Origin of the sequence: Peribacillus butanolivorans (genome assembly GCF_001273755.1) — a bacterium.
In the GTDB taxonomy this organism is placed as follows: domain Bacteria; phylum Bacillota; class Bacilli; order Bacillales; family DSM-1321; genus Peribacillus; species Peribacillus butanolivorans.
Genome location: NZ_LGYA01000001.1, coordinates 2,162,080 through 2,188,570, shown reverse-complemented (window position 1 = coordinate 2,188,570; position 26,491 = coordinate 2,162,080). Strand labels below are relative to the sequence as shown.

25 protein-coding genes and 3 pseudogenes are annotated in these 26,491 nt (G+C 33.8%); 4 read left to right on the top strand and 24 right to left on the bottom strand.

What is annotated here, in order from left to right; translation table 11 throughout:
* Positions 1 to 830: 830 nt before the first annotated feature.
* The 4 genes and pseudogenes from AKG34_RS10215 to AKG34_RS29440 form a co-directional block, all read right to left on the bottom strand.
* On the bottom strand, positions 831 to 2,084 hold the full coding sequence (locus AKG34_RS10215) for a hypothetical protein (protein ID WP_053345987.1): 1,254 nt from the start codon (positions 2,082 to 2,084) through the stop codon (positions 831 to 833).
* A gap of 491 nt (positions 2,085 to 2,575) precedes the next feature.
* A complete protein-coding gene (locus tag AKG34_RS10210; RefSeq protein WP_053345986.1) occupies positions 2,576 to 3,676 on the bottom strand; it encodes a type I restriction endonuclease in 1,101 nt (366 codons plus the stop codon).
* Positions 3,677 to 3,852: 176 nt separating this feature from the next.
* Positions 3,853 to 4,371 (bottom strand): DUF1643 domain-containing protein, encoded by a 519-nt coding sequence (locus tag AKG34_RS10205; protein ID WP_053345985.1) that lies wholly within the window; start codon positions 4,369 to 4,371, stop codon positions 3,853 to 3,855.
* Positions 4,372 to 4,653: 282 nt separating this feature from the next.
* Positions 4,654 to 4,869 (bottom strand): annotated as a pseudogene (locus AKG34_RS29440) (hypothetical protein); the annotation flags it as partial.
* 140 nt (positions 4,870 to 5,009) lie between these two features.
* Here AKG34_RS29440 and AKG34_RS10200 point away from each other — a divergent pair.
* Complete coding sequence (locus tag AKG34_RS10200) at positions 5,010 to 6,140, top strand: site-specific integrase (RefSeq protein ID WP_053345984.1); 1,131 nt, start codon at positions 5,010 to 5,012, stop codon at positions 6,138 to 6,140.
* A gap of 49 nt (positions 6,141 to 6,189) precedes the next feature.
* Positions 6,190 to 6,735 (top strand): annotated as a pseudogene (locus AKG34_RS10195) (DUF3898 domain-containing protein); the annotation flags it as partial.
* Between the two features lie 421 nt (positions 6,736 to 7,156).
* Here the strand turns inward: AKG34_RS10195 and AKG34_RS10190 are convergent.
* The 10 genes from AKG34_RS10190 to AKG34_RS10140 form a co-directional block, all read right to left on the bottom strand.
* Entirely contained in the window at positions 7,157 to 8,080 is a 924-nt protein-coding gene (locus tag AKG34_RS10190) for an HNH endonuclease (protein ID WP_053345983.1), read from the bottom strand.
* 539 nt (positions 8,081 to 8,619) lie between these two features.
* Positions 8,620 to 8,778 (bottom strand): hypothetical protein, encoded by a 159-nt coding sequence (locus AKG34_RS27940; protein ID WP_161804919.1) that lies wholly within the window; start codon positions 8,776 to 8,778, stop codon positions 8,620 to 8,622.
* Between the two features lie 214 nt (positions 8,779 to 8,992).
* The gene (locus AKG34_RS10185) at positions 8,993 to 9,418 is read right to left on the bottom strand and encodes a hypothetical protein (RefSeq protein ID WP_152952269.1); all 426 of its coding nucleotides are present in this window, start codon (positions 9,416 to 9,418) and stop codon (positions 8,993 to 8,995) included.
* 2,115 nt (positions 9,419 to 11,533) lie between these two features.
* On the bottom strand, positions 11,534 to 11,770 hold the full coding sequence (locus tag AKG34_RS10165) for a hypothetical protein (protein ID WP_053345978.1): 237 nt from the start codon (positions 11,768 to 11,770) through the stop codon (positions 11,534 to 11,536).
* Between the two features lie 124 nt (positions 11,771 to 11,894).
* The gene (locus AKG34_RS28740) at positions 11,895 to 12,236 is read right to left on the bottom strand and encodes an Ig-like domain-containing protein (RefSeq protein ID WP_269083732.1); all 342 of its coding nucleotides are present in this window, start codon (positions 12,234 to 12,236) and stop codon (positions 11,895 to 11,897) included.
* Positions 12,237 to 12,243: 7 nt separating this feature from the next.
* Complete coding sequence (locus AKG34_RS10160; RefSeq protein ID WP_269083731.1) at positions 12,244 to 13,284, bottom strand: Ig-like domain-containing protein; 1,041 nt, start codon at positions 13,282 to 13,284, stop codon at positions 12,244 to 12,246.
* Between the two features lie 745 nt (positions 13,285 to 14,029).
* Positions 14,030 to 14,374 (bottom strand): YolD-like family protein, encoded by a 345-nt coding sequence (locus AKG34_RS10155; RefSeq protein WP_053345977.1) that lies wholly within the window; start codon positions 14,372 to 14,374, stop codon positions 14,030 to 14,032.
* Positions 14,375 to 14,474: 100 nt separating this feature from the next.
* Positions 14,475 to 14,759, bottom strand: a complete 285-nt coding sequence (locus AKG34_RS10150) for a YjcQ family protein (protein WP_053345976.1) — start codon at positions 14,757 to 14,759, stop codon at positions 14,475 to 14,477.
* Positions 14,760 to 15,460: 701 nt separating this feature from the next.
* On the bottom strand, positions 15,461 to 15,652 hold the full coding sequence (locus AKG34_RS10145) for a hypothetical protein (RefSeq protein WP_053345975.1): 192 nt from the start codon (positions 15,650 to 15,652) through the stop codon (positions 15,461 to 15,463).
* A 295-nt stretch (positions 15,653 to 15,947) separates the two neighbouring features.
* A complete protein-coding gene (locus AKG34_RS10140) occupies positions 15,948 to 16,460 on the bottom strand; it encodes a DUF3189 family protein (RefSeq protein ID WP_053345974.1) in 513 nt (170 codons plus the stop codon).
* A gap of 525 nt (positions 16,461 to 16,985) precedes the next feature.
* Here AKG34_RS10140 and AKG34_RS10135 point away from each other — a divergent pair.
* Positions 16,986 to 17,948, top strand: coding sequence for a helveticin J family class III bacteriocin (locus AKG34_RS10135; RefSeq protein WP_053345973.1), 963 nt, complete (start codon positions 16,986 to 16,988; stop codon positions 17,946 to 17,948).
* A gap of 116 nt (positions 17,949 to 18,064) precedes the next feature.
* Here the strand turns inward: AKG34_RS10135 and AKG34_RS10130 are convergent, their stop codons facing one another.
* The 7 genes and pseudogenes from AKG34_RS10130 to AKG34_RS10100 form a co-directional block, all read right to left on the bottom strand.
* Entirely contained in the window at positions 18,065 to 18,961 is an 897-nt protein-coding gene (locus AKG34_RS10130; protein ID WP_053345972.1) for a peptidoglycan-binding protein, read from the bottom strand.
* A 263-nt stretch (positions 18,962 to 19,224) separates the two neighbouring features.
* A complete protein-coding gene (locus AKG34_RS10125; RefSeq protein WP_053345971.1) occupies positions 19,225 to 19,419 on the bottom strand; it encodes a hypothetical protein in 195 nt (64 codons plus the stop codon).
* A gap of 1,258 nt (positions 19,420 to 20,677) precedes the next feature.
* Positions 20,678 to 21,016: pseudogene (locus AKG34_RS10120) on the bottom strand (pre-toxin TG domain-containing protein); the annotation flags it as partial.
* Between the two features lie 28 nt (positions 21,017 to 21,044).
* Entirely contained in the window at positions 21,045 to 21,704 is a 660-nt protein-coding gene (locus AKG34_RS10115; RefSeq protein WP_083450738.1) for a T7SS effector LXG polymorphic toxin, read from the bottom strand.
* A gap of 78 nt (positions 21,705 to 21,782) precedes the next feature.
* On the bottom strand, positions 21,783 to 22,073 hold the full coding sequence (locus AKG34_RS10110) for a YwqI/YxiC family protein (RefSeq protein WP_053345968.1): 291 nt from the start codon (positions 22,071 to 22,073) through the stop codon (positions 21,783 to 21,785).
* Positions 22,073 to 22,501, bottom strand: coding sequence for a YwqH-like family protein (locus tag AKG34_RS10105; RefSeq protein ID WP_053345967.1), 429 nt, complete (start codon positions 22,499 to 22,501; stop codon positions 22,073 to 22,075). Before AKG34_RS10105 ends, AKG34_RS10110 begins: the two co-directional genes overlap by 1 nt.
* Positions 22,502 to 22,875: 374 nt before the next feature.
* Positions 22,876 to 23,124, bottom strand: coding sequence for a hypothetical protein (locus tag AKG34_RS10100; RefSeq protein ID WP_053345966.1), 249 nt, complete (start codon positions 23,122 to 23,124; stop codon positions 22,876 to 22,878).
* 513 nt (positions 23,125 to 23,637) lie between these two features.
* Between AKG34_RS10100 and AKG34_RS10095 the strand changes: the two genes are divergently transcribed.
* Positions 23,638 to 24,048 (top strand): hypothetical protein, encoded by a 411-nt coding sequence (locus AKG34_RS10095; RefSeq protein ID WP_053345965.1) that lies wholly within the window; start codon positions 23,638 to 23,640, stop codon positions 24,046 to 24,048.
* 183 nt (positions 24,049 to 24,231) lie between these two features.
* On the opposite strand, the gene AKG34_RS10090 is transcribed toward AKG34_RS10095, so the two are convergent.
* The 3 genes from AKG34_RS10090 to nadE all read right to left on the bottom strand — a co-directional run bounded on the left by AKG34_RS10090 (position 24,232) and on the right by nadE (position 26,460).
* A complete protein-coding gene (locus AKG34_RS10090) occupies positions 24,232 to 24,471 on the bottom strand; it encodes a hypothetical protein (protein ID WP_152952268.1) in 240 nt (79 codons plus the stop codon).
* Between the two features lie 508 nt (positions 24,472 to 24,979).
* A complete protein-coding gene (locus AKG34_RS27470) occupies positions 24,980 to 25,141 on the bottom strand; it encodes an AMP-binding enzyme (RefSeq protein WP_152952267.1) in 162 nt (53 codons plus the stop codon).
* A 488-nt stretch (positions 25,142 to 25,629) separates the two neighbouring features.
* Positions 25,630 to 26,460, bottom strand: a complete 831-nt coding sequence (nadE, locus tag AKG34_RS10085) for an NAD(+) synthase (RefSeq protein ID WP_053345963.1) — start codon at positions 26,458 to 26,460, stop codon at positions 25,630 to 25,632.
* Between the last annotated feature and the right edge of the window lie 31 nt (positions 26,461 to 26,491).

Here is a 26,491-nt window from a genome sequence, read left to right as displayed (position 1 = left end):
AAGGTTAGATTGCGAGGGTTACTGTACTACTAGCTTTATTGAGAAATATTCCCCTGTTTCTGGTGATATCCACGCCCCCTATTAAGAAACACACTCATCCGATAATGAGTGCATTTCTTTGCGTTTTAGTGCTGGAAAATAGTGTAAGGTAAATCTTTAAACTCTTCTCCCTCTCTTCTTTCTTGGGCTTTCTGAATACTTAGCTAATAAAGGGTACACCGAACGTAGAAAAAAACTAATAGACACCCTTTCGAGTGCCTAAAATGTTTTCACATATTCTGTCTAATGATTTTGTAAAAGTTAAAACTTCAATCTAGGAGACGAACTCCGAATCATTTGAATCAATTCCATTTTTTGAGTTTGGTTTCATGTTTACTATTAGGAAAGTTAAAATTGCTAGCTTCGATTATAATAGCTAACTATGGCTTTCTCTCTTCAGCAATTAAGTGACCTTCATAGTGAGTACAAACTAGTATAAAAAAGCAAGCATGCTACAGCTTCTTTATAATTTCACCTTCCAAAGAAGACACCCCTATTGAGTGCCTACAAAGTTTTAGAAATTGTGTAAATAAAGAGACTAAGTTAAGAAAAAACCGCTCAATTGAGGACATTTTTCAAGGGTCTTTTGCTCTTTCCTTTACTAAAACCTATTCAAAATTATGCCGTTTGTATTATTGCATTTTCATTGTTTGTGTGAGCTTTGTGCTTCCGTCTTAGATTATGAAAACTAAAACTCTCAATCTGTTGAGTTATATCTTCAAAAGTAGCAATCATCTTTCATCTGGTCTTACATGCTTCCCATTACGTATGTGACTATTAGAAAGGAATGTTCACGAATGACTTAGGTTACTGATGTTATATGAAATATCAACTTTGTATGTTTCTGTGGAATCAATAGATATATCAATATCTTTATTATAATTCAACAAGGCATAGTTTTTATAATTTCCCTTTTTTACTCCATTATACTTTATACCCTGAAACCCTATTTCTTTACAACATTCTGCAATAAAATTTGTAAGTAGATATTCTAACTTTAATACATTATTATTGCTAGGGCTAATAGATAAAATGCGTCCAAATTCACCGTACATTTCACTTAAATCAAGTATTTTCAATGGTTGCTTGATACTTATTGTTGCAATATCCAATTCCTGATACCCCATATAATTTACCTCAGCAGGAATATAGTGAATATTATCAGTTAAATATAAAACAGATGAACCAACTAAATTATATCTTCCATGAGAGGAAACTCCAACAGGGGGATTCCACATTTGGGAATCAGAAATCTTCTCAGTACCTGTATTCCTAGTTCTTCCTCTATATAACTTTATATCTTCAAGTAATGAATAATCCTTTTCTATGTACATTTTTTCAAATAATTTATATAATTGTTGCCCAACAGAATGTTTTAACCCAAGCATTGCATTTTTTCTTAAAAAAGTGGAAAAGTTAGTGATTTCTACTTTTCTTAAGTTGATGTAATACTTTTCTGCATACTGGGCCATTTCTTCAATATCAACATCTAAATAATTACTTATATCATGTTGAGTATATACTCTAAACGATTCATCAAAACTGCTTTTTTTTACATGGTGTTCACGGCTATCATAACCGGTACCACAACATCTACACTGTAGAAAAGGAGTTACAAGATGAATGTATTCTTCAGGTATAAAGTGATTTTTTAAAAAATCATATACGGGTAACCCATCATCGTTTGTTTCTTGTCCAGTTTCTTCCTCTTTTATTCTATTGAATACATTTAATTCCTTTATGATTTCACATTTTGAACAGTATTCAAGATAACGAGAAACCTCACCTCCGATTATCTTACAGACTTCAGTTATAAAATCTGCAATTTTTCTGTTCTCAAGAAAATAATCTTCATATTGGATTTTTTCTTGACATTTTGAACACCTTAGTTTTCCCTTATGTTTTGAAAATAAATCCTCATTATAAATACATGTATACTTTTCTAAATCTTCAACATAATTTACCATGCTTTCTAAGGGATTCATGTCCAAAAGATGAAATGTCTCATTTAGGTCAAAACAATTCAAACATATTATTTTATTCATATTTATTGCCTCCCCAACATCTAGCTATATCAATTCACAAATAATATACCAAATTTTTCAATAATAGCCTTCCTTTTCCAACTATTATTTTTGTATATATTGTTCATCAATTTTTCCAGAAGTTTTTTTTTTGCTGTTTCAGAAGGACCATACCATTTTTCATAATCCTGTGGTATTAAAATTTTTTAGAAACCGCTTTATTAACGATTTTTACTCGGGTTAATCTTTTTTGCATTCTTAATGATGTGACCAATTAATATTTTGTCATTTGAGCGGTTTTTGTTGGTTCCTTGATTAAATCACAATTTTATAAATTCCAAATATGCTATTTGCTTTAATTAACTTATTTAGGATTGTCTAGCAACTTAATGCACTCACATTTCCCTTTATTCAAAACTTCTTTATTTGAACAAAATTTTGAACTATTCATTTAGATCTAAGACAAATTCATCAGTAAAAAAAGGATGAACAAATAAGTTCATCCACTTGTATTAATGAAATTGTTCGGTAACCCTTAAAATTTCATCTTTATATAAAAGGATATCGTTTACACTTTCTAATTTATGTGTAGTTTTTAATTCATCATTTAATTGGATATATTTATTACTTGTATTAAAGCCTAATCTACAAATCCATTTACGTATGCTATCATCTAATAAAACGTTAAAATAACTTTTGTTATCTCGATAGTAAATTCTATTTGCATCTATGCTTTCTTTAAGCATTAATTTAATTAAAACATAACCTTCTATTTCTTCTTCGGTGGTTACGATTATTGGTCCATCTACTACTTTTTCAAGTTCATCAATTAACTCTTCTTCTTTTGTCGGAGCTACTTCTTCATTTATTTTTTCAGCTAAATTTGTTTCATTTCCATCAGTTGAACTTAAAGCCTTTTGAAGCTTATCATTTACCTTTTCATTAACAAATTGATTTAGAGATTTTTTTACTATATCTCGAAAATTATCAATTACTTTCTTCGTCTTTACACCTTGATAAACATCACTTAAAACAAATTTAATAAACTCTTCATTTGGTTCATCCCATTGTTGAGTTAGGAAATTTTTAATTTCATTAGTGTATTTTAATTCAGATGCAGTAGTTAATACATTTTCTAGATTAAAAAAATTCTTTCTAAATTTCGCCAACTCCAGAAAATGATTTTCTCTTATTTCATGTAAATTAAATATAAAAAATGGCTTTTCATCCATTTTATTAGGTTCTTCTAAATCAGTGAAGAACTTGTATTCAATTCCATTTGTCAAAATTGCAAACTTAGCTTTAGTAGTTCCGAAATACCTAAATAATTGTGAATCATGCTTATATAGTTTCTCATGAACACTTTTTGCTTCAATTAAAATTACAGGGTTTCCGTTTTCCATTATTGCATAATCAATTTTTTCACCTTTTTTAATTCCAACGTCCGCTATGAACTCTGGTACTAATTCCTCCGGGTTAAATATATCATATCCTAATGCTTGTATTAATGGCATAATTAACGAGGTTTTTGTTGCTTCCTCAGTTTGAATGTTATCTTTTATTCTTTCTATTCTACTTGATAGCGTTTTAATTTGTTGTATAAAGGCTTCCATTTTAATACCCCCATTTTATAAAAAAATATTCTATAAAAATTATACCAAACAAAATTATGCTAATCTGTAAAAAATTTATATTTAGGCTCTCATTCCAAGAAAAGAAGTAATAACCAGAAAAAAATACAGTTAAAAATATTATTTTGAGTACGGTGTGGACTACCTCCTATCGCAACTTAAATAATATCTACTACTCCCTCGTCTAGAGCTGGTCTCAAAAACTGCTTATAAAAAGTAAATTCTTTTAATGGAATGTTATAATTTACACCTAAAGGATGTTTAGGTTGGTTGTTAGCTATCTCCCGAAAACAGTACAGACGAAAATTTGAAAACAAAGATTTGAGGGATTCATCCATATAACGTTTTTGGATTTTTCCATGTTCACCCCAAGCTACGACTATTTTACTTGCACTCTGTAAGGCATTCTGTAAGAAACCATAATTATGCTCCCCTACCATCTTGTTATAGTCTTTCACCTTCTTAAGATCATTGGGGTCAGTAGCACGATAGGCAAACAAATTAACAATTTGTAGAGAACCATATCCCCATCTTTTCGCAAATTCGATACATACCTTTGTCGTTTGGTCCTCTTCTACGTTATCTGCCGTGCTTGGGTTAAGTAAAACAAAGACTACTCTTCTCTGATTTGATTCATCCCATTCTCTAATTAAGGAATAACGATAATCTCCTTCCAAAACCGCTTCTCTTCTAATACATACCAGTCCCTTCTTATCACCAGCATAGTTTTGTGATTATTTTACCATTTGCACTTAAATGTAACTGTCATATTGTGTCGAGTAAACAAAATCAAGGAGACAAATGCTTATGGATGACAAAGAAAAGAAAATGTAACTAAAAGATAATTCAATCTTGAAAAAGAGGTTGGATTGCGGTGATTACAGTGCTACTACCTTTTTCCCAATACCTTTCCCGCTGTTTTGGTGATAAACTACCCCCTATCAAAGAAACACACCCATTTAATAGTGGGTGTGTTTAATATTAAAATAGTACCTCATTAAGTTGGATCTCTTTCTGTATTCGATATTGCTAAGCGGATTAAATCTTTCGTTTTGTTCTCTTAATGCTGTACCCCAAATAGCAAGATACTTCTCAGTCATCTTAAGGTTACTATGACGTAACATTTTTTGAAGTGTAAATACGTCACCACCATTCATTAAGAACCTGTGTATAAATATTGTATTTCTAACAGGATATAGATGAAAATATTGTTAACCAATAATGTTTTCGGCACTTCTCCACTGTTGATTTCATGATAAAATATAAATGAATAGAAACCTTTCACATCTTTTGACCTGAAATGGAGGTCTTGAACGTGAATGGTAGTATAACCCAAAATAAAAAAACAGGTAAATGGGATTTCGTCTTTAATGGTGGGATAGACCCTTTGACTGGCAAGCGAAAACAGATTCGCCGAAGAGGCTTTGAATCAAAGCGAGATGCAAATGATGAAATGACAAGGGTAAAGGCTGAGGTTTTAGAGAATGAATTTCTTGATCTAACAAAAATGACCTACGGTAAATATATGGAAGAATGGTTTCAAGAAAGAAAAAGTCGTCTACAAAAATCAACCTTTGAGATTCACTCCATCTTTTACCGAAATGTTATAAAACCAAGAATTGGTCATCTTAAATTACAGCAAATTGCTCCAATTCAAATTCAAAAATTTGTTAACGACCTAGTGAACGACACGTCTTATTCGGAACACACTCTCCATCTCATCTTTCGAATTGTCAGTGCATCCCTTAAGAAAGCTAAAGTCTTGAAACTTATAAAGGACAACCCTTCCACTGGGATTACACTTCCAAAAATAAAACGAAAAGAAATAAATGTTTGGTCTGTAGAACATGTCAATTTCTTTATCAGCGAAGCAAAGAAGATAAAACGGCTCACCCGCTGTCATATCGGATTTCTCATGTCAATATTTACAGGGATGCGACAAGGAGAGATTCTCGGACTAAGGTGGAAAGATATTGACTTTGAGACACAAACAATCTTTGTGAAGCAGACACTTACACAGAACGCAGAGATTAAGGCAGGTGCAAAGAATGGAGCAAGCATCCGTTCTATTCACATCCCCAGTAAATTAGTGGACGAGTTAAGGACACACAGAAAACAAATCTTGGAGGAAAAGCTATTACTTGGCTCAAATTATCGTGACCTTGACCTAATTATCTGCACTAAAAGCGGAAATCCTATGATACCAAGAAACTTCCGCAAAGAGTTCTATAATTTATCTGAGAAGATAGGACTGCCAAAAATTCGGTTTCATGACCTTAGACATACACATGCTACTATCTTGATTCAACAGAATGTAAATGTAAAGCTTATTTCAGAACGATTAGGTCATGCAGATATTGAAACAACGCTCAATACTTATAGTCATGTCCTGCCCAATATGCAGAAATCTGTCTCGGATAAATTGGACAAAATTATAGGAATGTGACCAAATTAGTGACCACTACACATTTACAGTGCCTTAATGCAGTCATATCAATGTTTCAGCTACCTTCTATCCCTACATGCCCGAAGAAGGAATGGTCGAAGAAGCCGAGCTGAAAATCCACCAGGCTTCACATGCTCGCTACTTCGAGGACTTTTTGAAATTCGTCGAATATGGTGAATCGATGCCTGAAATCATGAAAAACCAGGTCATCCACATGGTTCATGAACATGTATCAGCACAATTCGAAGAAAACAGTGACGAACTGCAGAAATTCGAACAGGACCTGGAAATCTGGGAAACAAGCGATAAACGAGAAATCCAGGAACGCCTTGAAACCCACCAAGTCGTTGAAGCCACTGCCCAGATTGTCGAGCATACACCTGAAGCCGAACTGCGAATGAAGCTTGGCAGTACTTCCATAAAAGGACTTCTAGCCGATTTTGGCGATAGCATCCATTTAGGGAAGATTAATGGGAAGTATGTATTAATGATAGAAGCCGATACGATTCAGTTTGATAAAGGTGTTTCGCCGATTGAATTTCACAGACCGGATGATTTGATGGAGATTGTGGAGCGGATTATTAAGAAGGTTTGAGGGGATTGAGGGTTATTTCAGGGATTTGTGATCATTGTTGTGATCATAAAAACAGTGCCATTTAAACGTTTGTAATCGTTTGTGTGATCAAATTTGTGATCAAATTTATGCTCTAAAACATGTTAATAAGGGTTTCCTTTAATTAAGTACAATAATAATATTAAATCAAAAAGACAGTGAGCTTATCTTTGCTTACTGTCTTTTTGTTTATAACTAAAAGTTATGATATACATCCTGTACGACATCGTCGATTTCACGTTTTTCGATCATTAACTCTTGGCATGTCAGTATTTTGAATAACTTTAAATGTATTCAAAATTACTATGATTAATGTTCACATATAATCGTAGTACAAATCACTACTTTTTTTTGAAAAAGATTGTCGTGTAAGTATACCTACTATAAATCTTTATAGATTTCACTAATTTGTTTCAAAAATATTCCTCTTGTGCCACTTAAAATACACTTTATTTTTGGAATGAATCTGAATTTTAGTACTTGGTACTAATCCATACTTCAAATAATCTACATTACAGATAACTGAAGAAATGTGCAAACGTCCTTGTCCATCAAATGCAATTAACCCTTTATCATACAGGGCATCATGATTACAACAAAGCAGTACGCCGTTGTATGGATCTAAACGTTCTTCATTTGTGCTATCTTTCCACGGTTTCGAATGGCTCGCTCTTAGTAACTCAGGTAAATCAATACTGCATAATGCGCATTTATGATCCCACAATGGCGTAAGATACTTGCGAAACTTCTGTTGACCTAAACGAATTTTTGTTTTTACTTCTGATTCTGTTTCTGCAATAACTGGAACTAATGTATTTCTTTCTGTTCTTCTCACATTATCAATCGATAGCTCAAGTTGTTCCTGGTCTACTTGATATATATTTAAATCACTAATCAAATCTAGAAGTTTAATAGCCAGTTCCTCATTACAAGGATATAAATAGCCTTGATTGCCATCACCATTTTTTTGAAATGCCGAATACTTAATTGGGAGTAGTGGGAGAATTTCATTTAACCCAGCCCTAACATTTAAAGGTACATCTAACTCATGGTATTCTAATTTCACTAAATAGCCTTCATCGTTCCATTTGCTATGATTTTGCATAATAGAAGGTTTAGGAGCATTTTTATAATTATCATTTGCAACGCTAATTGCAACAATTAAACCTTTTACATAATGAAAGATTCGATCGCCTTTTTGTACCTCTTTCATACGTTGCCAAGAGTGCGGTACATTTCCTCCCTTATCCTGTTGTGGCGACCAAATAATCCCTAGATCTTTTTCTTCCTGATAAGTGTGACCTTGCATAACAATAAAATTATTCAAATTGCTTCCCCCTAAAAAACGTGGCTGTTTTGATATATTCTATTTTACATTAAATATTCTATTAAAATAACAACTTCCAATACAATTCGTCACGGATCGCCAAAAACGTCTTCTGTGATAATGGATTCCTGCCGACGGCAAAACCTACAAACAACACAAAAAAGGTTGATATAGGTCGGACACTCTTGATTATTTCTAACCAGAGAACCTTAATATATCAACCCTTTTGGATGTCCCGGGAGATATTCGAACTCACGACCGACTCCTTAGAAGGGCGTTGCTCTATCCAGCTAATCTACTCTATATACCGCTGTTTTTCTTCCGTTCAGTGTAACGGTCACCTTACGAGCTTATACCGTTTGACATTGTATAACTCAAGGTATACACTTTTTTTAAAAAGTTTTCTCTTACTATATGAGTGATCTTTCCCAATAACTTGCTTTGTTCCTTTTAAAACTACCGTGAAACCAAGGTCGATTAAGACATTATTTGTCTGATTGCCCCCTGAGAGAGTGCTAAATTCTACCCCATTAGCTTCTTTACTTGCAATCTTTATTACATACATCTACTGGAGAATATCTATTGCCTTTGTATGCAAGTTCGTATTTAAATGAAGGAAACATTTCCTCTTCTTCTACAATTTCAATAGCCTTCAATACATGTTCTCTTTTTATATTCTTTAACTTACTCTTTCTCATGGGGCATCTCCTTAAATTTGATTAATTTGACACCTCCATCAAAGAAACGTATAGGTAAATGATACCGTATTAATACAACAAAGAGCAGTACACTTTAAATATTACTCTCACACAAAAACTTTGTGACCTTCTGTACCTACTATCCACAGTTCTCGTATATAGGAGAGGGATTATTGCGGGCTCATTATTTTCACACTCCTAGGAAACACTTTATTTAATTTTTATATAAATTACACAATTTATATATTTGTACAAATTGTTCCTTCGTACACTGAACGAGGATTTTGTGCTCCTCGCCATCTTCGTCAATCAAATAAATGTACGCAGTCGAGTTGTCTTTTTTCATTGCTCTGACAGCAACTTCAGCGATTGTACCGACTGAACCCACAAGTGCCGTACTAAGTATAGTACTACCATTAGCTTTACCGACGTTACGATTTCCACTTTGTTCCCACTCAATCCGTGAAAGTGTGAAGTGCTTCTGTCCAAATGCCGTTGTGACCTTGACTTCGCCTGACTTCCTCCCCTTAATTACAGACATTCTATTAACGAGCCCTTTGCCTTCGACATTATCAGTTAATACGTGACCGCCCTCCAATACGCTGACCCGAGGTCTAAAAACCTGTTTCCAAAATCCCATAATAGTACCGTCCCTTTTCCTTATATTATCTTGTTTGTTATATGTACGCATCCGCCTACAAATGGGTTCATCTTTCTTTGCAGGCGCCGATTTTTTTATCAAAAAACCTTAGCCTTCCTCGTTTTTCTTCGGAAAGAATGATTCCGTAATCTGGCCGAAGTTCATCACAAGTGCTCCGATAATAAGTATTCATATGCACTACTAAGAAAATAACTATTGTAACAATAAAAGAAAATAAAGGAATTAAAGGATTCATCCAGGATTGCTCCGTCTAAAACTTCCGAATAAATTTCGGGAATTAACGCCAAATTTTCACTTGCGAATCGTCGTAGCCAATGATGAATACGCGATTTACTACTGCAAGACCGCTATCAACCGCGGTCTGCGCTATGTTTAAGTCGTCCATGTCGAGGTTTATTTCGTCCTCACGAATGCAAATCTGCATTGATGATTTAATAAAGAAAAACCTTTCGTAAATAGGGTGAATAGTGATATTTTTATTGTAAAACAAATATAAAAAAAGCCTGATCATTGTGCCCAGACTCTTATCCTGAAATTATTTTTGGTATGTTGGTTTTTTAATTGCTATCAAAACCCAAAAAACCATGATTATTGGAATAAAAAATAAATTCAAATTAATTCTTTCATCAACGATAATTGAAAAAATATCGTTAATAATTAAGCTAACTAAGCTTAATAAAATGCATATAAGCAAAGAATGTATCGATAATTTCAGTATTTTTACTCTCGAAAAGTCAGGTATGTCAAACATTGTGTTTCCCCCTTAGTTTCGGATATTATACCAGTATCCTAGTGTTTTACACGCACCTTTAACTTTAGGTTTCTTTTAACCCCATTTGTGGCAAGCTGCATAAGCTCCTAATTTATACATGTCTGGAACAATTAAAGTAGCAACAGTCAACCCGACAACGGTTCCAAATACAATTTTTAAAGTTTTTTACAATACTGAAGGCGGTGCAGATGTCTACCAGCAGCTTATACTGTTAGTTCGCCTATTTGAATAACATCGTCTTGTTTAAGTATTTCCTTCTCTAATAATCTTTTTCACTTTCAATTTCATTTAAATCATTTGAAGAAATTTCAATAAATGCCTGTTGGAGATTATTAATTTCTGTATTAGATAGACCATATTCCTTAGCATAATCTGCGTTTAACTTAGTTTCATCATTTTCTTTACAATACCATTTTGTATAACTTCTAATACTGAAAGATTTTTTTCCTTTTTAATAGTAGTAGGAAACGTACATTTATTTCATTTTCAGCTAGTCTTTTTATTAATGACAGTGCATGATCATCAGTCAATACTGCTGGATGATCATTTGGATATGGATCATCAGGAGTTAAGTGAAATTTACTAAGTATAGGTATACATTCATTCATTTTCTTTTCGCCCGGATTATTCAGAACTCTTTAACTAGCACTTGAACCTTGTACTGCGCACACTCCAAAGCCATAAATTGCCCCATGCATATAAATAGTTAACCACTTAAACCAATACTTATTCTCTCGATTATTATTATGCAAGCTAGCAAATAATCAATTGTAATATCAAGCTCATTACCAATGAGGTATTATGTAAATTTTATCTAATTTGAAATATCTTAACCACTATTGCACAATCAATATTATGTATTCTATCGTGGTTTTCTATGTAATAAATACGTTGTATTATGTAATTTTTATTATTTAATCTCAGCAAATTTTTCTCTCATTCTGTAGAGCACAATGAGTCATAGAAAAATAACTTAGGTATACTGATATCCACATTGCTTCATTAAATAATTTGTATGCTTGATTTATGGATTCTGGAAAGTATGTAGGATCCTTCATTAAACCTTCTACTTATACGAAACTCCAAGAATAATATTCTGAATAGTTCTAGCACATGTACCATGTTTCTTTGCCTGACTTTTGTAGAATTTTACTATTCTACCTGTACGATTTTCATAATAGGCTCTAACCTGACATGCAATATTCATAGAAAATACCTTGAATGCAATATAGAAGTGTAGTAATTGAATTAGTTCAAACAGAAGAAAACCACCAGTAATTTGACTGGTGGTTTCAAGCATTAATTAAGTGAAGTTTTTGTTTTTAATAATGGTCTATTTGCGCACCCAGATTATCTAGGTCTTGTGAAATATTTAGAATGATTAAATATCTCCAATCATTTTTAAGTTTCCCTAAGTCTACAACCTGATGAACCTCTACTACATCATTTTCATACTCTTTACTCGTCTCGCAAATTTCATATAAACTTTCTACTAATTCAGTATTATCCCAATTCCTCACATCTAACTGTACGAATGTTTGACTTTTCTTTATACTCATTTTCTTCTCTCCAAGTTTTTGAAGTATTACGGATATTGAGTACTCCTACTTGATTTAGTTTTATTAGAATGTCCATTGTCTTTAATGATTCATCTGTAACAACAGATGTAATATTACCGTGAATTTAATGTTTTACAACCTTAGTAGTTGCCTTTGAACTAACATTTCCTGCTTTATCCTTTGCAGTTATTGAAAGGGTAGTTCCCTTTTTCTGTGCTTTTATCTTAACTGAGTAGCTCCCATTAGACGCTGCTTTCGCTGAACCAAGGGATTTACTACCTACCTTTACGGTCACAGTCGATGATGCTTCAGCTTTCCCTTTTACAACTTTATCATTATCATCTACCTTACTTACCGTAGGCTTACTTGGTGGAACAACATCTAACACTGTGACAGAAGCACTTGAACTCACATTCCCTGAACTATCTTTTGCTGTGACCGCTAATTTAGTTCCCGCTTTTTGCACGGCTATTTTAATAGAGAATGTTCGTTGTTGCCTTTGCAGAGCCTAATACTTTACTGCCATTTTTAACAGTAACCGTAGAATTAGCTTCTGCTTTCCCTGTTACTACTTTGTCATTATTATCTACCTTACTTACGGTAGGTTTACTTGGTGGAACAACGTCTAGAACAGTTACAGAAACACTTGAACTCACATTCCCTGAACTATCTTTAGCTGTGATGGTCAATTTAGTTCCCGCTTTTTGCACGGCTATTTTAATAGAGAATGTTCCTTTAGATGTTGCTTTTGCAGAGCCTAACACTTTACTTCCACTTTTAACAGTAACCGTAGAATTAGCTTCTGCTTTCCCTGTTATAACTTTGTCATTATTGTCAACCTTATTAACACTTGGCTTAGATGGCTTAACATTATCTACAAATCCAGTTGAGATAGCATATAAATCCTCTACTGTATTATTGTCAATGTAGTCATTATCAGTGTCTATAACACCCACATAATATGTGCCAGCTTTAGCTTGATATGCTTGTACTTCAACATCATCCTCATATTCGCTACCCAAATATTCCAAGTTATTATTCTCAACAAAATCTTTTTGTACGGCAGTAAATAGTAGATCAATAGCATATGAGTTAGTTTCCCCAGCTACTAGTAAAACTCCACTCTGAGGTACTTCTACTTTATAAAAATCGACATCGTACAAAGGAAGTAGTTGACCGATTGTCGGTTTTTCATATGATGATATATTTGCTGAATTAAAGTCGTCATTATATTCACTTTCAATCAAGTAATCTTCCTCAGAAGAGCCACTGCTCATCCTACCCATTTTATTGAACCTATGTACTGAGTTTGATTGAGAACCTTTTAATACTTTTTCAAATTGATTAAATGTTTTAGAATTAATGATCCCTTTTTGGAGTGGCTTTTCAACTTGACTTTCTATAGCTTTCCTAGCCAACGCGTTCTCGTTTTCTTCAGCCTTAACAGTACCAACGGACACTGTCGAAGCTAATAACCCTACAGCAACCAATGACAAAACACCTCTATTAAGCACGTTTTCTCCCCCCTGAATTCGTTATAAAGAACCACAATCTATATTTATACTAATACATAAGTACCTGGATTACCATAAGTTTATATTTTATTTACATAAAAAATACATTTCAAATGAGTGTCATTAATCTCTCGACTCTGCTCATTAAGCCACTTCAGCAGTTTTCTATACAAATAGATTCTAATATGGTTATCCACTACTCTTTGAGCAGCTGTTTTAATGGTCCTTTCAATTCAAAAGAACCTTTAAATGATAAATCCTTCCTTTTAAATTTTACGTAATTGCTACCGTCCCTGACATCTGTGTAGACTTGAGGAAGTTGTTGAGTTTATTGAAAATAAAGAAGACCACTAATCCTATATGACTAGTGGTTTTTTTAGATAAATTCATTTAATTGTAAATAAAAAGCTATGTTTTGAAAAAATGCAGCTATTGAAAAATAATAAATCACTTCTCCTTATTATGCTTGATAAACAAGCAAAAAAACAAATCGTGTGATTGTGTATTCATATCTCTTTTCACACAACATTTCTTAGACTTTGACTGTGTTCCTGAGCAACAATTTATCCGAACACAGTCTAGTAATATTATTGTCACTAGCTTTTTTATTTTCTTTTATCACTGATTTTGTAGTTTTAATTTTTTCCTCTATTTGATTTAAGTTTACATTCACATTTTTTAACTTTTCTGTGAGTAACATGTAAAATTAAGAATATAACAAAGTGGTATTTCCATTTAAATTTCTTTACTCTTTAACTTCAACCTCTACAATATCTTCAAATTTTATTTTTATAATATATCCCTTTTCTTTCTCCAACTCTAAATGAATCAAATTAGTTTTTGGTTCTAATCTATGTAATAATCCTGTATACTCCCAATCGAAGCCGTCTTCCCAAACAGTAAACTTTACTGGTGAACTAAACTCCATAGCATTGTGTATTTTGTTTTCAAACTCTTCTATTTGGTATTCATCTAATATTGGTTTTACTTGCCGATAATAATCTTTATTTAAATCTTTTAGTAATTTAACGTGCTCAGGCAAAAACATAGCTGATTTCCATTTAATATTTCCGCGATCTTTAAGTGACATAGGAACAACTCCATTCATTCTATAAGTTATATTATAGAACATTTGTTCCGATTTATGATAAAAAAAATGCATCCAATGATTGGATGCTTTAACGTTGTTACTAAATTTTTATCCAATCTCTCGCTCCCTTCAACCCTTTGTACGCTTTCATTAATAGGGAGTTATCCTCTAGATAATCTTCTCCCTTTTCAATTATCATAGCGTTGGATATATCATAATTCCCTGTAAGATATACTTCAGCACCATCAATATACCCTTCGTCTTGTAGGAATTCAACAGCATCATTAAGGGCATTAGGTTCAATCCCTAAATCCACATGTTTAAAGGCGTTATTTCCGTTGTATAATTCCTTTAAAATAGCCAAACGTACTCTTTCTTTATTCACACTCACCACCCCCTTTCTAATCATTTCAACAAAAGGATATAATCCCCTCTAATTAATTCCTTACAGCACAAATTATTGCTCACCCTTAACTATCAGTGCTTTTACTTTTTCTTATCCTTGTTTGTAAAAGATTATAAAGGTTATCTGACTCGTACAATTTAAATGAATATCATTGCTTGATACATTTTTCTGATTTTTAACCATTTGTCATAAAGCTTTTTTGTACTTCCTTTTATAATATCTATGCAATTATGACCATTAAAACTCCCAAAAGTCTTGTCCATGCTTTGAATAGTTGGGTAACAGGGTGCCAATAAACAAAGCTGATAATCCAAGTTCGAATATCTTTTGTCTCCCCATTTCGAAATTAATAAGCCGACCTTTTGGACGACTTTGGATTTGTTGCTTATTTATTTTTCAAGATACCCACAGTTTCTTCCTATTAAAAGGACTCCTAGGGAATTCTATTTTGATCATGTGACTTGTTGGCTTCCTACAAATACTTTAATGTATTTTACTGGAAATAATATAAGTGTAGAATTTTTGACAAGGTTCTTGTAATCCTACCTATTTAATGAAAGATAAAAAAATAAAATCTAACTGTGTAACTAAACAATATTATTCATTTTCCCTATTCTTAGGTTTTTCTGTAGCGCTATCTGTAAATCGATAAGGCATAGTAACAGTCAACATTAAAACTTTTAGATTTCACCGTTTTCAAGCCTACTAAAATACTCAATTTTACTTATTAGCCCTTTTCCATTACAAGTAAGACAGTCAGTATATATATCATAGGCACCTGTTCCGTCACAGACATGACATTGAAAGTGTGTGTCGGGTATTTCTTTTTGTTTGATTGAAAAAAAATTTACAATAGTTTCTGAAAATTTCATCTCAATAAACTCCTTTTTCTCAATCATACAACTAAAAATCAGGAAAATACCTAGGATTCCAAAAATTTACGAAATTCACGTATATTCATTACAAAATTTACATAGATTCCAAAAAACTTTCGATTTTATTAATTCATGAGTGGTAATTTACTTATTTTTGTTAACATGTAGTTTCTTTCATATGCGTAACAACAAAGAGCCAACATTTATTATGGTTGACTCAACGTATCTTGCTTAACCGACTTCCTGTGCTAGGGATATCTCTTTTCTCACCTAGATAAAATACTAACTATTATCATTTATATTTTTCATTTTCTAAAATAATCACTTTTTCCTCACTTGAGAATTTCCCTATTTGTTTGGTGTTTTCAACCAACCGAAAAATATTATCACAGCATTGTTTGGCACCTATAATTAATAATGGTACACCAATAAAATCAATTTTTAATTGTCTTGATAAAAAACCCCCAATTGACATCACAAACGGTACAGTTGGTGATGTATTAGAGAATATTATTTTTTCATGAAATTGATGTTTGTTTTGCAGTATGAAGCTTAAGTTTTTTAATGCCGGAACAACAATTTTGGATGATCGCCGTCCTAGAGTATATACCGAGTCTCCATTTTCATCTATCCCATGAAAAATAATTTTCCCTGAATCATCTTTTGTTAATTTATTGAAGTAATTAACATTTAATATTTCTTCTTTAGTTAGTTTTCGTTCTGATTGGATAATTTCTTTTAAATGATAGGCGGCTGCTAGAGCCGTGGTATGTGTCCCACCATAGTCATTATAGATATAAATCATGATATCATCCTTTATATTTTTATCTATGGCTATTATGGTCATTATGGTCATTTATTCTAGTTCCAATTCAGGGGATTATCTTTTAGCTGGTATTACACAGTTGATTCCTTCTGTTCATCGAATCATTTTAAACTTAACTTATAACATGATCAGTTACTGTACCAGTACTACCTAAAGTTAACCCTTTGTATTAACCATTCGAGATGTAGTGATCCCCATGAAATAAAGTGCAGTTTTTCCTTGAGAAAAAACTTGTTCAAAAAACGCTTGGTCTATATTCTTCAAGTGAAGTCAGTTCCCGAATTTGTAGAAGATACTATAAATACATCCAAATAAACGACACCTTTTAATCCTCTTTTACTTCCTTATATTTTTTAACTTTTAAGATAAAATTAAACATAATTAACATGTTATTATATTATCTGCAAATAATAATGATAAGAATATAAAAAGGGGATTATAAAATGAAAATAGTTTTTTAAAAAAACTTTTATAACACTTTTTGGATGCCTCATACTCTTAAATATGTCCGGTATTACTACTAGCGCTGCCAACACAGTCCCAACAAAAACGACTACTATAGACCGGGTATTTGAATATTTAGGCCTGAAATATGAAAATGCTATACAAAACTTTGATTATGGTGATAAAAATGAAGTTTTTATTACTCAGAGAGTTAAATCGGCTACAGTGCTTTCACGCTGCATTATAAAAGGTGAAAAATGTGAAGTAGAAGATTATGTAATACTTGGAGACTATGGACACGGAGAGTCTTTAGAAGTGATAAAAGAGAATGGAAAAACTTTATTATGGGTAGGGAATACCGTAAATAGTGGTGATAGCAATAAATGGTCTACTGATATATCTCTTATTGAGTATAAAGTTAACCCTGCAAAACCAACGGGCGCAGAAGTAGTAAATGTAAAAACGATAACAAATCTAGAAGAAGTCACATCAAAAATAAGTGGTAGTGCCTATAGAAGTGCTGTGGCAATAGCAGATGGCAAAGATCGTATTTGTTTTAGAATTCAAATTGGAACTTCAGCATCTAATACCTACTACGCCGTATATAAACTAAGTGACGTAACAAAGGCATTAAAGGCTTCATCAGATAATAAAATGTCCATAAAAGATCTAAGCTCATTGCAGTTGACAAATTTCACAGGACTCACAAGACCCAATAATTCCTTTCAAGGATTTGATATCACTGGGATAGGTTCTGGTAACAAATTCCTTTATCTGTATGGCGGTGCAGCAGGTGATACACCTACACTCTATAAATATTCTTATACTAACGGTGGTAATGCCGAGCATATCAACACCATAAAAATAACAGGAAGTTATGTTGGCACTCTTGAAGCAGAGGGAATAAAAGTTGAAAACAATCCAAATAATTCAAGTGTAGAGACTGTATTTTTAAGTTTAAATCCCGGATTAGATTCTTCTGGAAACCAAAAACCGATTCGATTATATACTCTGTTTGAATAGATAGAGAAAAAAAGCCCCTCTCGATTTAGAGATGGGCTTCTAACGTGGTGTGATTCTGGGAGTTATACAATAATTCACCCATAAAATTATTGCATATTCATGCACACAATTTTATGTCATGCAAACAACTTAGCAAATGTATTTTCACCAGCGATACCATCTGCTGGTAATCCGTTAGCTTTTTGAAATACTTTTACCACTGATTTTGTGCCACTTCCAAATATACCATCTACCCCATTTGGATTGTAACCTTCAGAATAAAGTATAGCTTGTAAGATATATGTGATATTCCCATTCGCCCCTTCTCTAATAATGGGTGAAGCTGCCTTTGTATTAGGACCCCATTTCCCATCGACCTTAAGCTTTGCACTATATTGTTTATTTAGCTCCCTTTGGAACCCCTTTATCAGCGCCTTCTTAGTGTTAGGGCCATAAATACCATCCACAACGATTCTTGTTTTATACCTAGTGTTTAATGTTTTTTGGATTTGTTTTACAATCTGATCACCAGTAGGCACTTTTGATACCAAATTGGGTTTTTTGCCTGCTTGTAATTGTGAAAAGGATAATCCACCCGTCATCTCCAAATGAGGATAGTCTTTATACGAAGCCCAATCTCCACCCCATTGAAAACCCAAATCTTTACCAATAGAAGCTACTCGTTTCCACTTTGAATCAACTGTCCATATTGCATTCTTCCCATCATCACTCACTATGATATAATCAATGGCTAGTCCATAGTTGTGATATGATTGACCTGGCTGAGCGTTTGTCACTTTTGGTTTCGATAGATCACTATAATTTTTACCTTTATAACTATATCCTAGGCGACCTTGACCATATAACTTTGCTTGCTCTTCCATAGAACGGTAGCCTGCGCTGATTTGAACAAAAATACCTTCTTTATAGGCGCGTTTAATCATTTCTAATGCTGATTCTTTCACCACTGGATGTATACCACTGCCCATATTCTTTTCGGATCCGGTTAATAACGTTTGTAATTTTGCCGTCATTTTATTCACCTCATATTATTTTTATGCTATTTAATCACAAATGCTTGTACACCTAACTGCTCTTTGCATAATAAAAAGCCACCCCTTATTAAGAGGCGACTCGTATTTTGTTACTTATTATTTTTTAAATACCGTACAGTTTGTTCCCACTGTTTAAAAAAAGAAGCTATTAACCTAGCCCAAATGTTATTACATGAATAAAAAAAGTAATTCCATATATCAAAAAAAAAACACTCGACCATTTAGGTTAAGTGTTTTTCTATTTATTCCTGATCCTTCTTACCGATAACCCTAATTAACTCATCCATCTTTTCGTTTCTTTCCTGATCTAGTCTTGTCTTAGCATTAATAAATTTAATCACCTTAATAACAAAGTAAACACTTAAAAAAAGAAGTCCGAGGTAAAATAAAATGGGTATAATTGCAATAATCCCCATTAAACTGCTAGCTGTATCCATAAGTTCCCCCTAATTGTAAAATATACTATTATTATGCACCGATATATGGAAGAAATGAGAACAACATAAAAATCCCAATGTTTAGTGAGTGAAAGAATAATTGTTACTTGAATATATGGAAGATAACGAATTAATTAATGACCCTGTTAAGTTAAACAATGTTGAAGCAATCAATAAAAATAATGAGATTATCCTGCAAAGCAGACAAATTTTAAAAAAAGAATAGTACCATGTAAAAAGCACTCAGCCATTAAGCTTAAGTGCTTTTTTCTATTTACATACATCACTTTATCAAATTTTCACTTTCGTCGAAAATAAGCAATAACATGACTATTTGGAGCCTATGAGATAAAACCTAATCAATATGTTTATTACTTTTATTAAAATATATCCCAACAGTTTCTCCATTCATCCAGCTATAACTCCTGTTCAATCCTTTTCTTGCCTATTACTATATATCATATTGTGCCCTTTTATATTTTTATCATTTAAAAAGGGCAGTCTCTAAGTCTGCCCCTAAAATATATTACTATTAAAACATAATTGGTATAGACGCTCTATTATCAGCTTCTTATTACGTAATTGCTTCTAAATTGTAAAAAAACTTATTGAACGGTTTCTTCTTACTTTTAAGTGATTAATAAAAACGATGCTTGTTCTTACATTTACAACGCTTCTTAGGAACCCAAACTGTACTTGGATCATTATTCTCAAAGCATTTTTCTATAAAACAATTCATCCTAACACCCTCCTTAATATTGTATATGCATAGACTAAAAGAAGGTGTGGACAAGTACAGAAAAGCATTCAAAAATAATTAGGTTGTAAATACTTATTGAAATTTCAAAAGTGATTTTTACTTTCTAATCATTATTAGGATTTTAATCTTTATTTATAGGTAATCTCAATTTTCATGTTTTTGGACAATATCTAACGTATGGGAGCAAACTAAAATCTCTCCAAGTTTTATGACCTGGAACAACGATTTTTGTATCTTTATATACGTTATATACGTTCATAGTGTTTGGCGATGCTTCCATGTTAGCTTCATCAATAATTCCAGGATTCTGCTATTCTAGAGCAAAAATCATATCACCAAATAACAAGTTATACTTTGGTAGCCATATTGTAATATTATCTAATGTATGGACCTCTCCTGGAAAAGACCTTAGCCGCCCCTGCCACACCGCCAATTCCAAGGGCAATCATCAGCCCGTTCTGACGCTGTTCTTCGGTTAGTTGGTTTCCAAACATGTCTTTAGCCTGTGACCGCTTCGCCTAGACCGTTAACTGCGGTGAGCCCGTACAGGCCGTATTCGGTTTTCTGGAGGATGCTAAAGCCTTTTGTCATTTTATAGGCATCGAGTGCATGATTCGCCGCGTTGAGTCCTTTGGCCGTTTTGTAGATGGCGCTGCCGCCTTTGATGGCCCGGCCGGCCCAGCCAACTACAGGGATAAATCCAGCGTCGGCCATGGCTCCGGCGGCGATTCGTTCGACTTCGGACAACTTGCGACCCGTTACTGGATCGACTCCGGTTGATGCCCTGATTGAATCATAATATCCCGTGAATTCCCCTGTAAAGGTTTTGATCGTATCCCAGGCCTTTTCATACTATGGGCGGTTTTCAAGTTCTTCCCATTTCGCGTTCGATTTCCTTGGCTTCCGCTTGTTGCTTTTTGAAGGTCTGATAGTCCTTCATCTGACCGGCGAATTCATCCTTCACTTGATAGACGTCACTATTCTTAAAGGCCGATTGGTTAAAAGTCATAGGCGAAACGCTGCCATCCTGTTTCGTGGCATCAAGCAAGGCACGGAAAAGGCCAACAGCCACGTTTTCCTGCCCGACGGAGACATCATATTCCACCACCAATTGCCGGTCGACATTTTCGACCTTTGTCATGGTGTCATCCAGTCTTTGTCCGGCCAACGTGATTTTTTCATTAAAGTCTTTTTGGTCGAATATATGAAGAGGAAGGATATCGTCAATGCTGTTCAGGATCCTTTGAAGATCACTCGCTTGTTCATCGACAAGCGACTTCGCTTGATTAATGCCATTCGAAACTTCGCCATCTAAAAAGGGAACCTTAACCACCGTATTTCCGGAAAGGTCTGCTTTTTCCAGACTGGCAGGAATACCTTCAAAAAAACTGATCTGGGTAGTGAATAATTCGATCCAGGCGTCCGCCACATCGATTTGTGCTTCATAGAAGCTTTTGATGGCCGCGGCCCCGGCGCCTTGAAACTCGTGATCCAGGCCGACGATACCCTGAAATTCCTTTGGCAGCGACTTCCTTCTTTAGTTCTTCATATTGCTTGGCACGCGACTTGGTTGCGGCCGTCAATGACTTGGCTTCATATATTTTCATCGCGGCTGAAATCCATGTGTAGACGAATGGGTGATGGCATCGTCCTGTTCTTTCAATAGATCAATGTTCGCCTGGGTATCTTCCACATTTTTTTGAACGATTTTGATATATCGCTCAAATACTTTTTCGAGGTTTACTTCACGGTCGATCCACTTTGAGGTAAATTCAAGCTTATTGTTCCCAAGCTCGTCGGCCGGCAGATTTCCAAGCGTTACTGTACCAAGAGCAGTCTTTACCTGATTAACTTGCTTTGTTACGGCAGGATGATTCAGTTTGATTGTCGCCATTAAATCAACCGCCTTTTTAAATCTGATATTTTACTTTCCAGCTGCCCAAGTGCCTCCTCACCTTTGTCTAAAAGGTGATCGGCTTCTTGGGCTATATTTCCAGCTATATTCATAAGAGTTTTCTCGGCATTTAGCTTTGTAATCATCGCTTCGATTTTCCATTGATAGTCGTCATAGTCGTCATGGATGATGCTAAACATCACATTATAAGCATCACCACGGGCTTCCTGGAAATCATCTGAGCGGCTTCCTGTCCAACTACTACCCAGCTCCGGATTTTTAATATTTCTAATCTCGTTAAGACACATACTTTGTTCTTTTATAATACCGTCTTTCGCTTTCACTAAACGTTCAATTTTTTCGTCTAAACTAGCTATTTTACTGGAGATAGCAGAGTGCATGTTACTCAATATGTCTGCGTATACCATAAAGACTCACCTCAAAAATAGTATATTTCTATTATAACTGTCATATTTTTCATATTTTCTATTATAAGGATTAAAGTCTGAGAGTTAAATAGGGAAAAATATGCTATTTTGTCTGTAAACAGAGAAAATTGACATAATTATATTTAGGTACAACAAATTCTTTATACCCTGTTTTTTACCAAAATTAAACAACAAAAAAACACTTCATCAACTAAGGAATGGAAAGATGCATCCTCTACTGAAACACAAAATTATCTTAGAATATGATGTCTTACAAGTTCTAGTAAATTTATTATCAGACATATTGAAAAGCTAGGTAAACTATGAACAAACAAGGAGATATTCATTCAAATAGAACTCGTAGTTTCCTTAATTCAGTTAAATTGACCTGAATCATATCTGTTTATCAAATTTTCACGGACAAATTCTCTGCAAGTAGAAGATAAATGTGATCTTTGAGGGTGAATCAAATCTCCAAAAGGCATATTCTGGACAAATTTGATTTCACCTTCAAATTCCCTTCCAGCATCAGCATCAAAACCTACTATTTTCACAAAGTAAGTTTTGTGTCCAGTTTTCATAAAATCAATTATTGTTAACATGTGATTATGTTCATTTTGCATACTTTTTCCTCCATCAGATAAATCAAATAGCCTTTACGTATTGTTAATAACCTAACTTATAATAATAATCCAATATACCTGTTGTTACTAGAACATAATTAGGCTCGTACTCACTAATTTAGCTCTTTGTTATTTTAAACACTTATTAATAAAAAAGCCAATCAATCCAATCAAGGCTAAAATTGTTATTTTCATTTTCTACTTGATCTTTATCTTTTCTATGTATCGAATGTTGTATAGCCACCGGCAATGTTTCCTAGTTTTGCCCTAAAAAAGATCGACCATTGTGCTGAGCTAAAAATAACTGTAAAACAAAAAAACTCACTCGATATTAATGAGTGTGTTAGCTTAATCGTTAAACGATTGAATTCATTTAAACTATCCTTCCTTCTCAATCTGACTAGCTATATTTTCTATGACATCTATGTAAAATGATGCAGAATAAACCTAATAACTTATCCCTTCTATATAAAATTATAACCTGCTATAATTTAGGGATTGGAGGTGTTATTCATGAAAGAATTCATCCAGATATTAGCGGAAATCGTAAACAATATTCACGATTTTATACTATTATTTGTAAGCGACACTCTAAATTCAAATGCAACGGACAAAGATCTACATTTTTGGATAATGGGGATTATAGGAATTATTATATTTTTGTTTGTGTTATTTTTATCTAATTTAATATCCCGGATGCGTTTTGGGATTACCATTCTTTCTTTCCTATATACCTTTACTGTCATGGTTGTCTTAGTATTTGCAATTGAAATACAACAAGCTCTAACTAGTAGAGGAAATATGGAATTTCAAGATGCTGCAGTAGGCCTCTGGGGCTTCATCGTATTTTTCTTAGTTTTTGCTGCAATTTCCTCACTGTATTTATTGATAAAAAAATTCTTCAAACAATCAAAAAAAAGATAACAAGAGATCACCTTGCTCTTAACATTACTTACGCTAGTTTATCGGAATTTAGCATTTGGAGTTATATAAGAGGTTATAATGAGAACTTTCTCTGTAGCATATCTTAGAATGGAAAAAGGGAGAAGTTACAGAGGAGCTGGCATTATGTGTGGAAATAGATTTTACAATCTCAGAATTCCAGATTTACTTTGATTCATTTTCATTAAATAAATCAATGCTAAACAGATTGAAAGAATCGTCGTCATTTAAACTTTCCTGATTATGTCTAAATATTTCAGAGCTATTTTCCTTACGACGGCGGTTTACTTCTCTTAATTCCGCTTCTAGAAATTCTGCTTGACCGTGTGAAAGCTTAATCGTTATTTCATTATTATTATTATGATCATCTGCCGCTTTCAAAAGAAACATAACTGTCAGCTGCATTGCGTAAAGTAACATTGCTAAGTGTTAAGTTCATGTTTTCGAGTTCATATCGAAAAAGAACCTCCATCGGAAAACCATTTAAAATTATATATATTAAATATACTCTACTTCAAGATATATAAATATACAAATACTTTGTTTACTATTTTCCGATGTAACAAGCGCTCTTGGACCTGTATATGGAGAATCCCTTTGTAATAACGAGTCTTTCTATAAATGGAGTTATAGTCTACAACTAAAAAAATCACCGCATACCTCTCAAAGTGTGCGATGATTTTTTTGTTCATATTATTCTCCCTTTAGCATTCTCTGTGCCATTTCGGCCAGTTGGCTTGCATGAGATCTGATATCCATCATGGTTGTTGAAATCTCTTCTGTGACGGCTGACTGGTTTTCAGTTTCTGCGTTACAAGAGAATGACGTTATAACAGAAGCAATTAGAACTAGAAAGACTGTAAGGGTTTTGTTCCAGAGGAATCACAGACCCCGATAGTGATGTCTTCAGGTTTTAATTAATTAAGAAGTGAGGCAATATGAAATAAAAGCATCTAGCATCGGATGTAATGAAATATGGCACAAAACAGATGGTCGTTTCACCCTTCACATCTTCTGGAACTCCAATTTTAACTGTCTCAAGTATAGAATCATGCTGTACTAAAACCGATTCCATCTAAACGAGAAATGGAAAGTCATGCCACGTGTCATTAAATCATCCTACTACATAGGTGATGTTTCTTCTCTTTTAAAATCCTGAAGTATTGGAAACAATCGTGCAATTAAATAAAAAATCGCCGTTCCTTTAAAACATAGAAAGTCCATTACTCTTGACGCAGGAAGCAATAGTTTATAATGAACAACTAAAGAAGCATTCGAGAAACAATTTGGAAAAACATATTTATTCACATATAGACTAAAAAAATGGAACCTTTCACTTTAGGAAAGGTTCCATTTTTTACTGCTGTGTTTGGCTGAAAAATGGGAGTATTCGGAAATCTCATGATTGGTTTGCTTCCCCATAACCATAGTATTCTACTGCATCTTCATAGTAATATGGGCTCTAATAATAGATTCGTAATCCTGCATTTTCAACAGTGATTGGCGTTTATCATTCAATTACATGCTGAAGTCCTATCTTAACTAAGCTTCTCCATTATTCCTTCATTTCCACCAAGTATCGTACACGTTAATGGCTTCATTCCGTTTATGTTCGGTTTTTGTATACCAGCCTTCGATGATTTCGGCCGCTTCCGTTCTGATCTCCTTACCTTCAAGGTAATCATCGATTTCATCATAACTCACACCTAAAGCCACTTCATCAGGAATCAGCGGTTTGTCATCTTCTAGATCTGCAGTTGGAATTTTCGTATATAGACGCTCAGGTGCTCCGACGAATTTCAGAATTTCTTTTCCCTGCCTTTTATTCAAACGATATAACGGGATGATATCAGCTGCCCCGTCACCATGTTTTGTAAAGAAACCGGTGATTGCTTCCGCTGCATGGTCTGTACCAAGCACGACACCTTTATATAGTCCGGCTAAATCGTATTGCACCTTCATCCGCTCACGTGCTTTGACATTTCCTCTTAAGAAATGGGATAGTTTTTCACCCGTAGCGTCTTCCACAGCCTTTACCGATGCATCCACTGCTTCCTTAATATTAACTGTTACCGTTTGACTTGGCTTAATGAATTTCAAAGCCAATTGTCTGTCATCTTCATCAGCCTGTACACCGAATGGAAGGCTCACAGCAACAAATTTATATTCTTTGCTGTTCGTTTCATGATTCAATTCATTGACAGCAGTTTGTGCGATATAGCCGCCTAGCGTTGAATCTTGACCTCCAGAAATACCCAGTACAAAGCTTTTTAGAAAATCGTTTTTCTTCATATAATCTTTTAGAAGATCGACACTTTTTCTGAATTCAGCTTCAGGATTAATCGTTGGTTGGACAAGTAATTTTTTTACGATTTCATTTTGTAATGGACGCATTGGCATAGCCCCTCTTTCCTTATAGAATAGA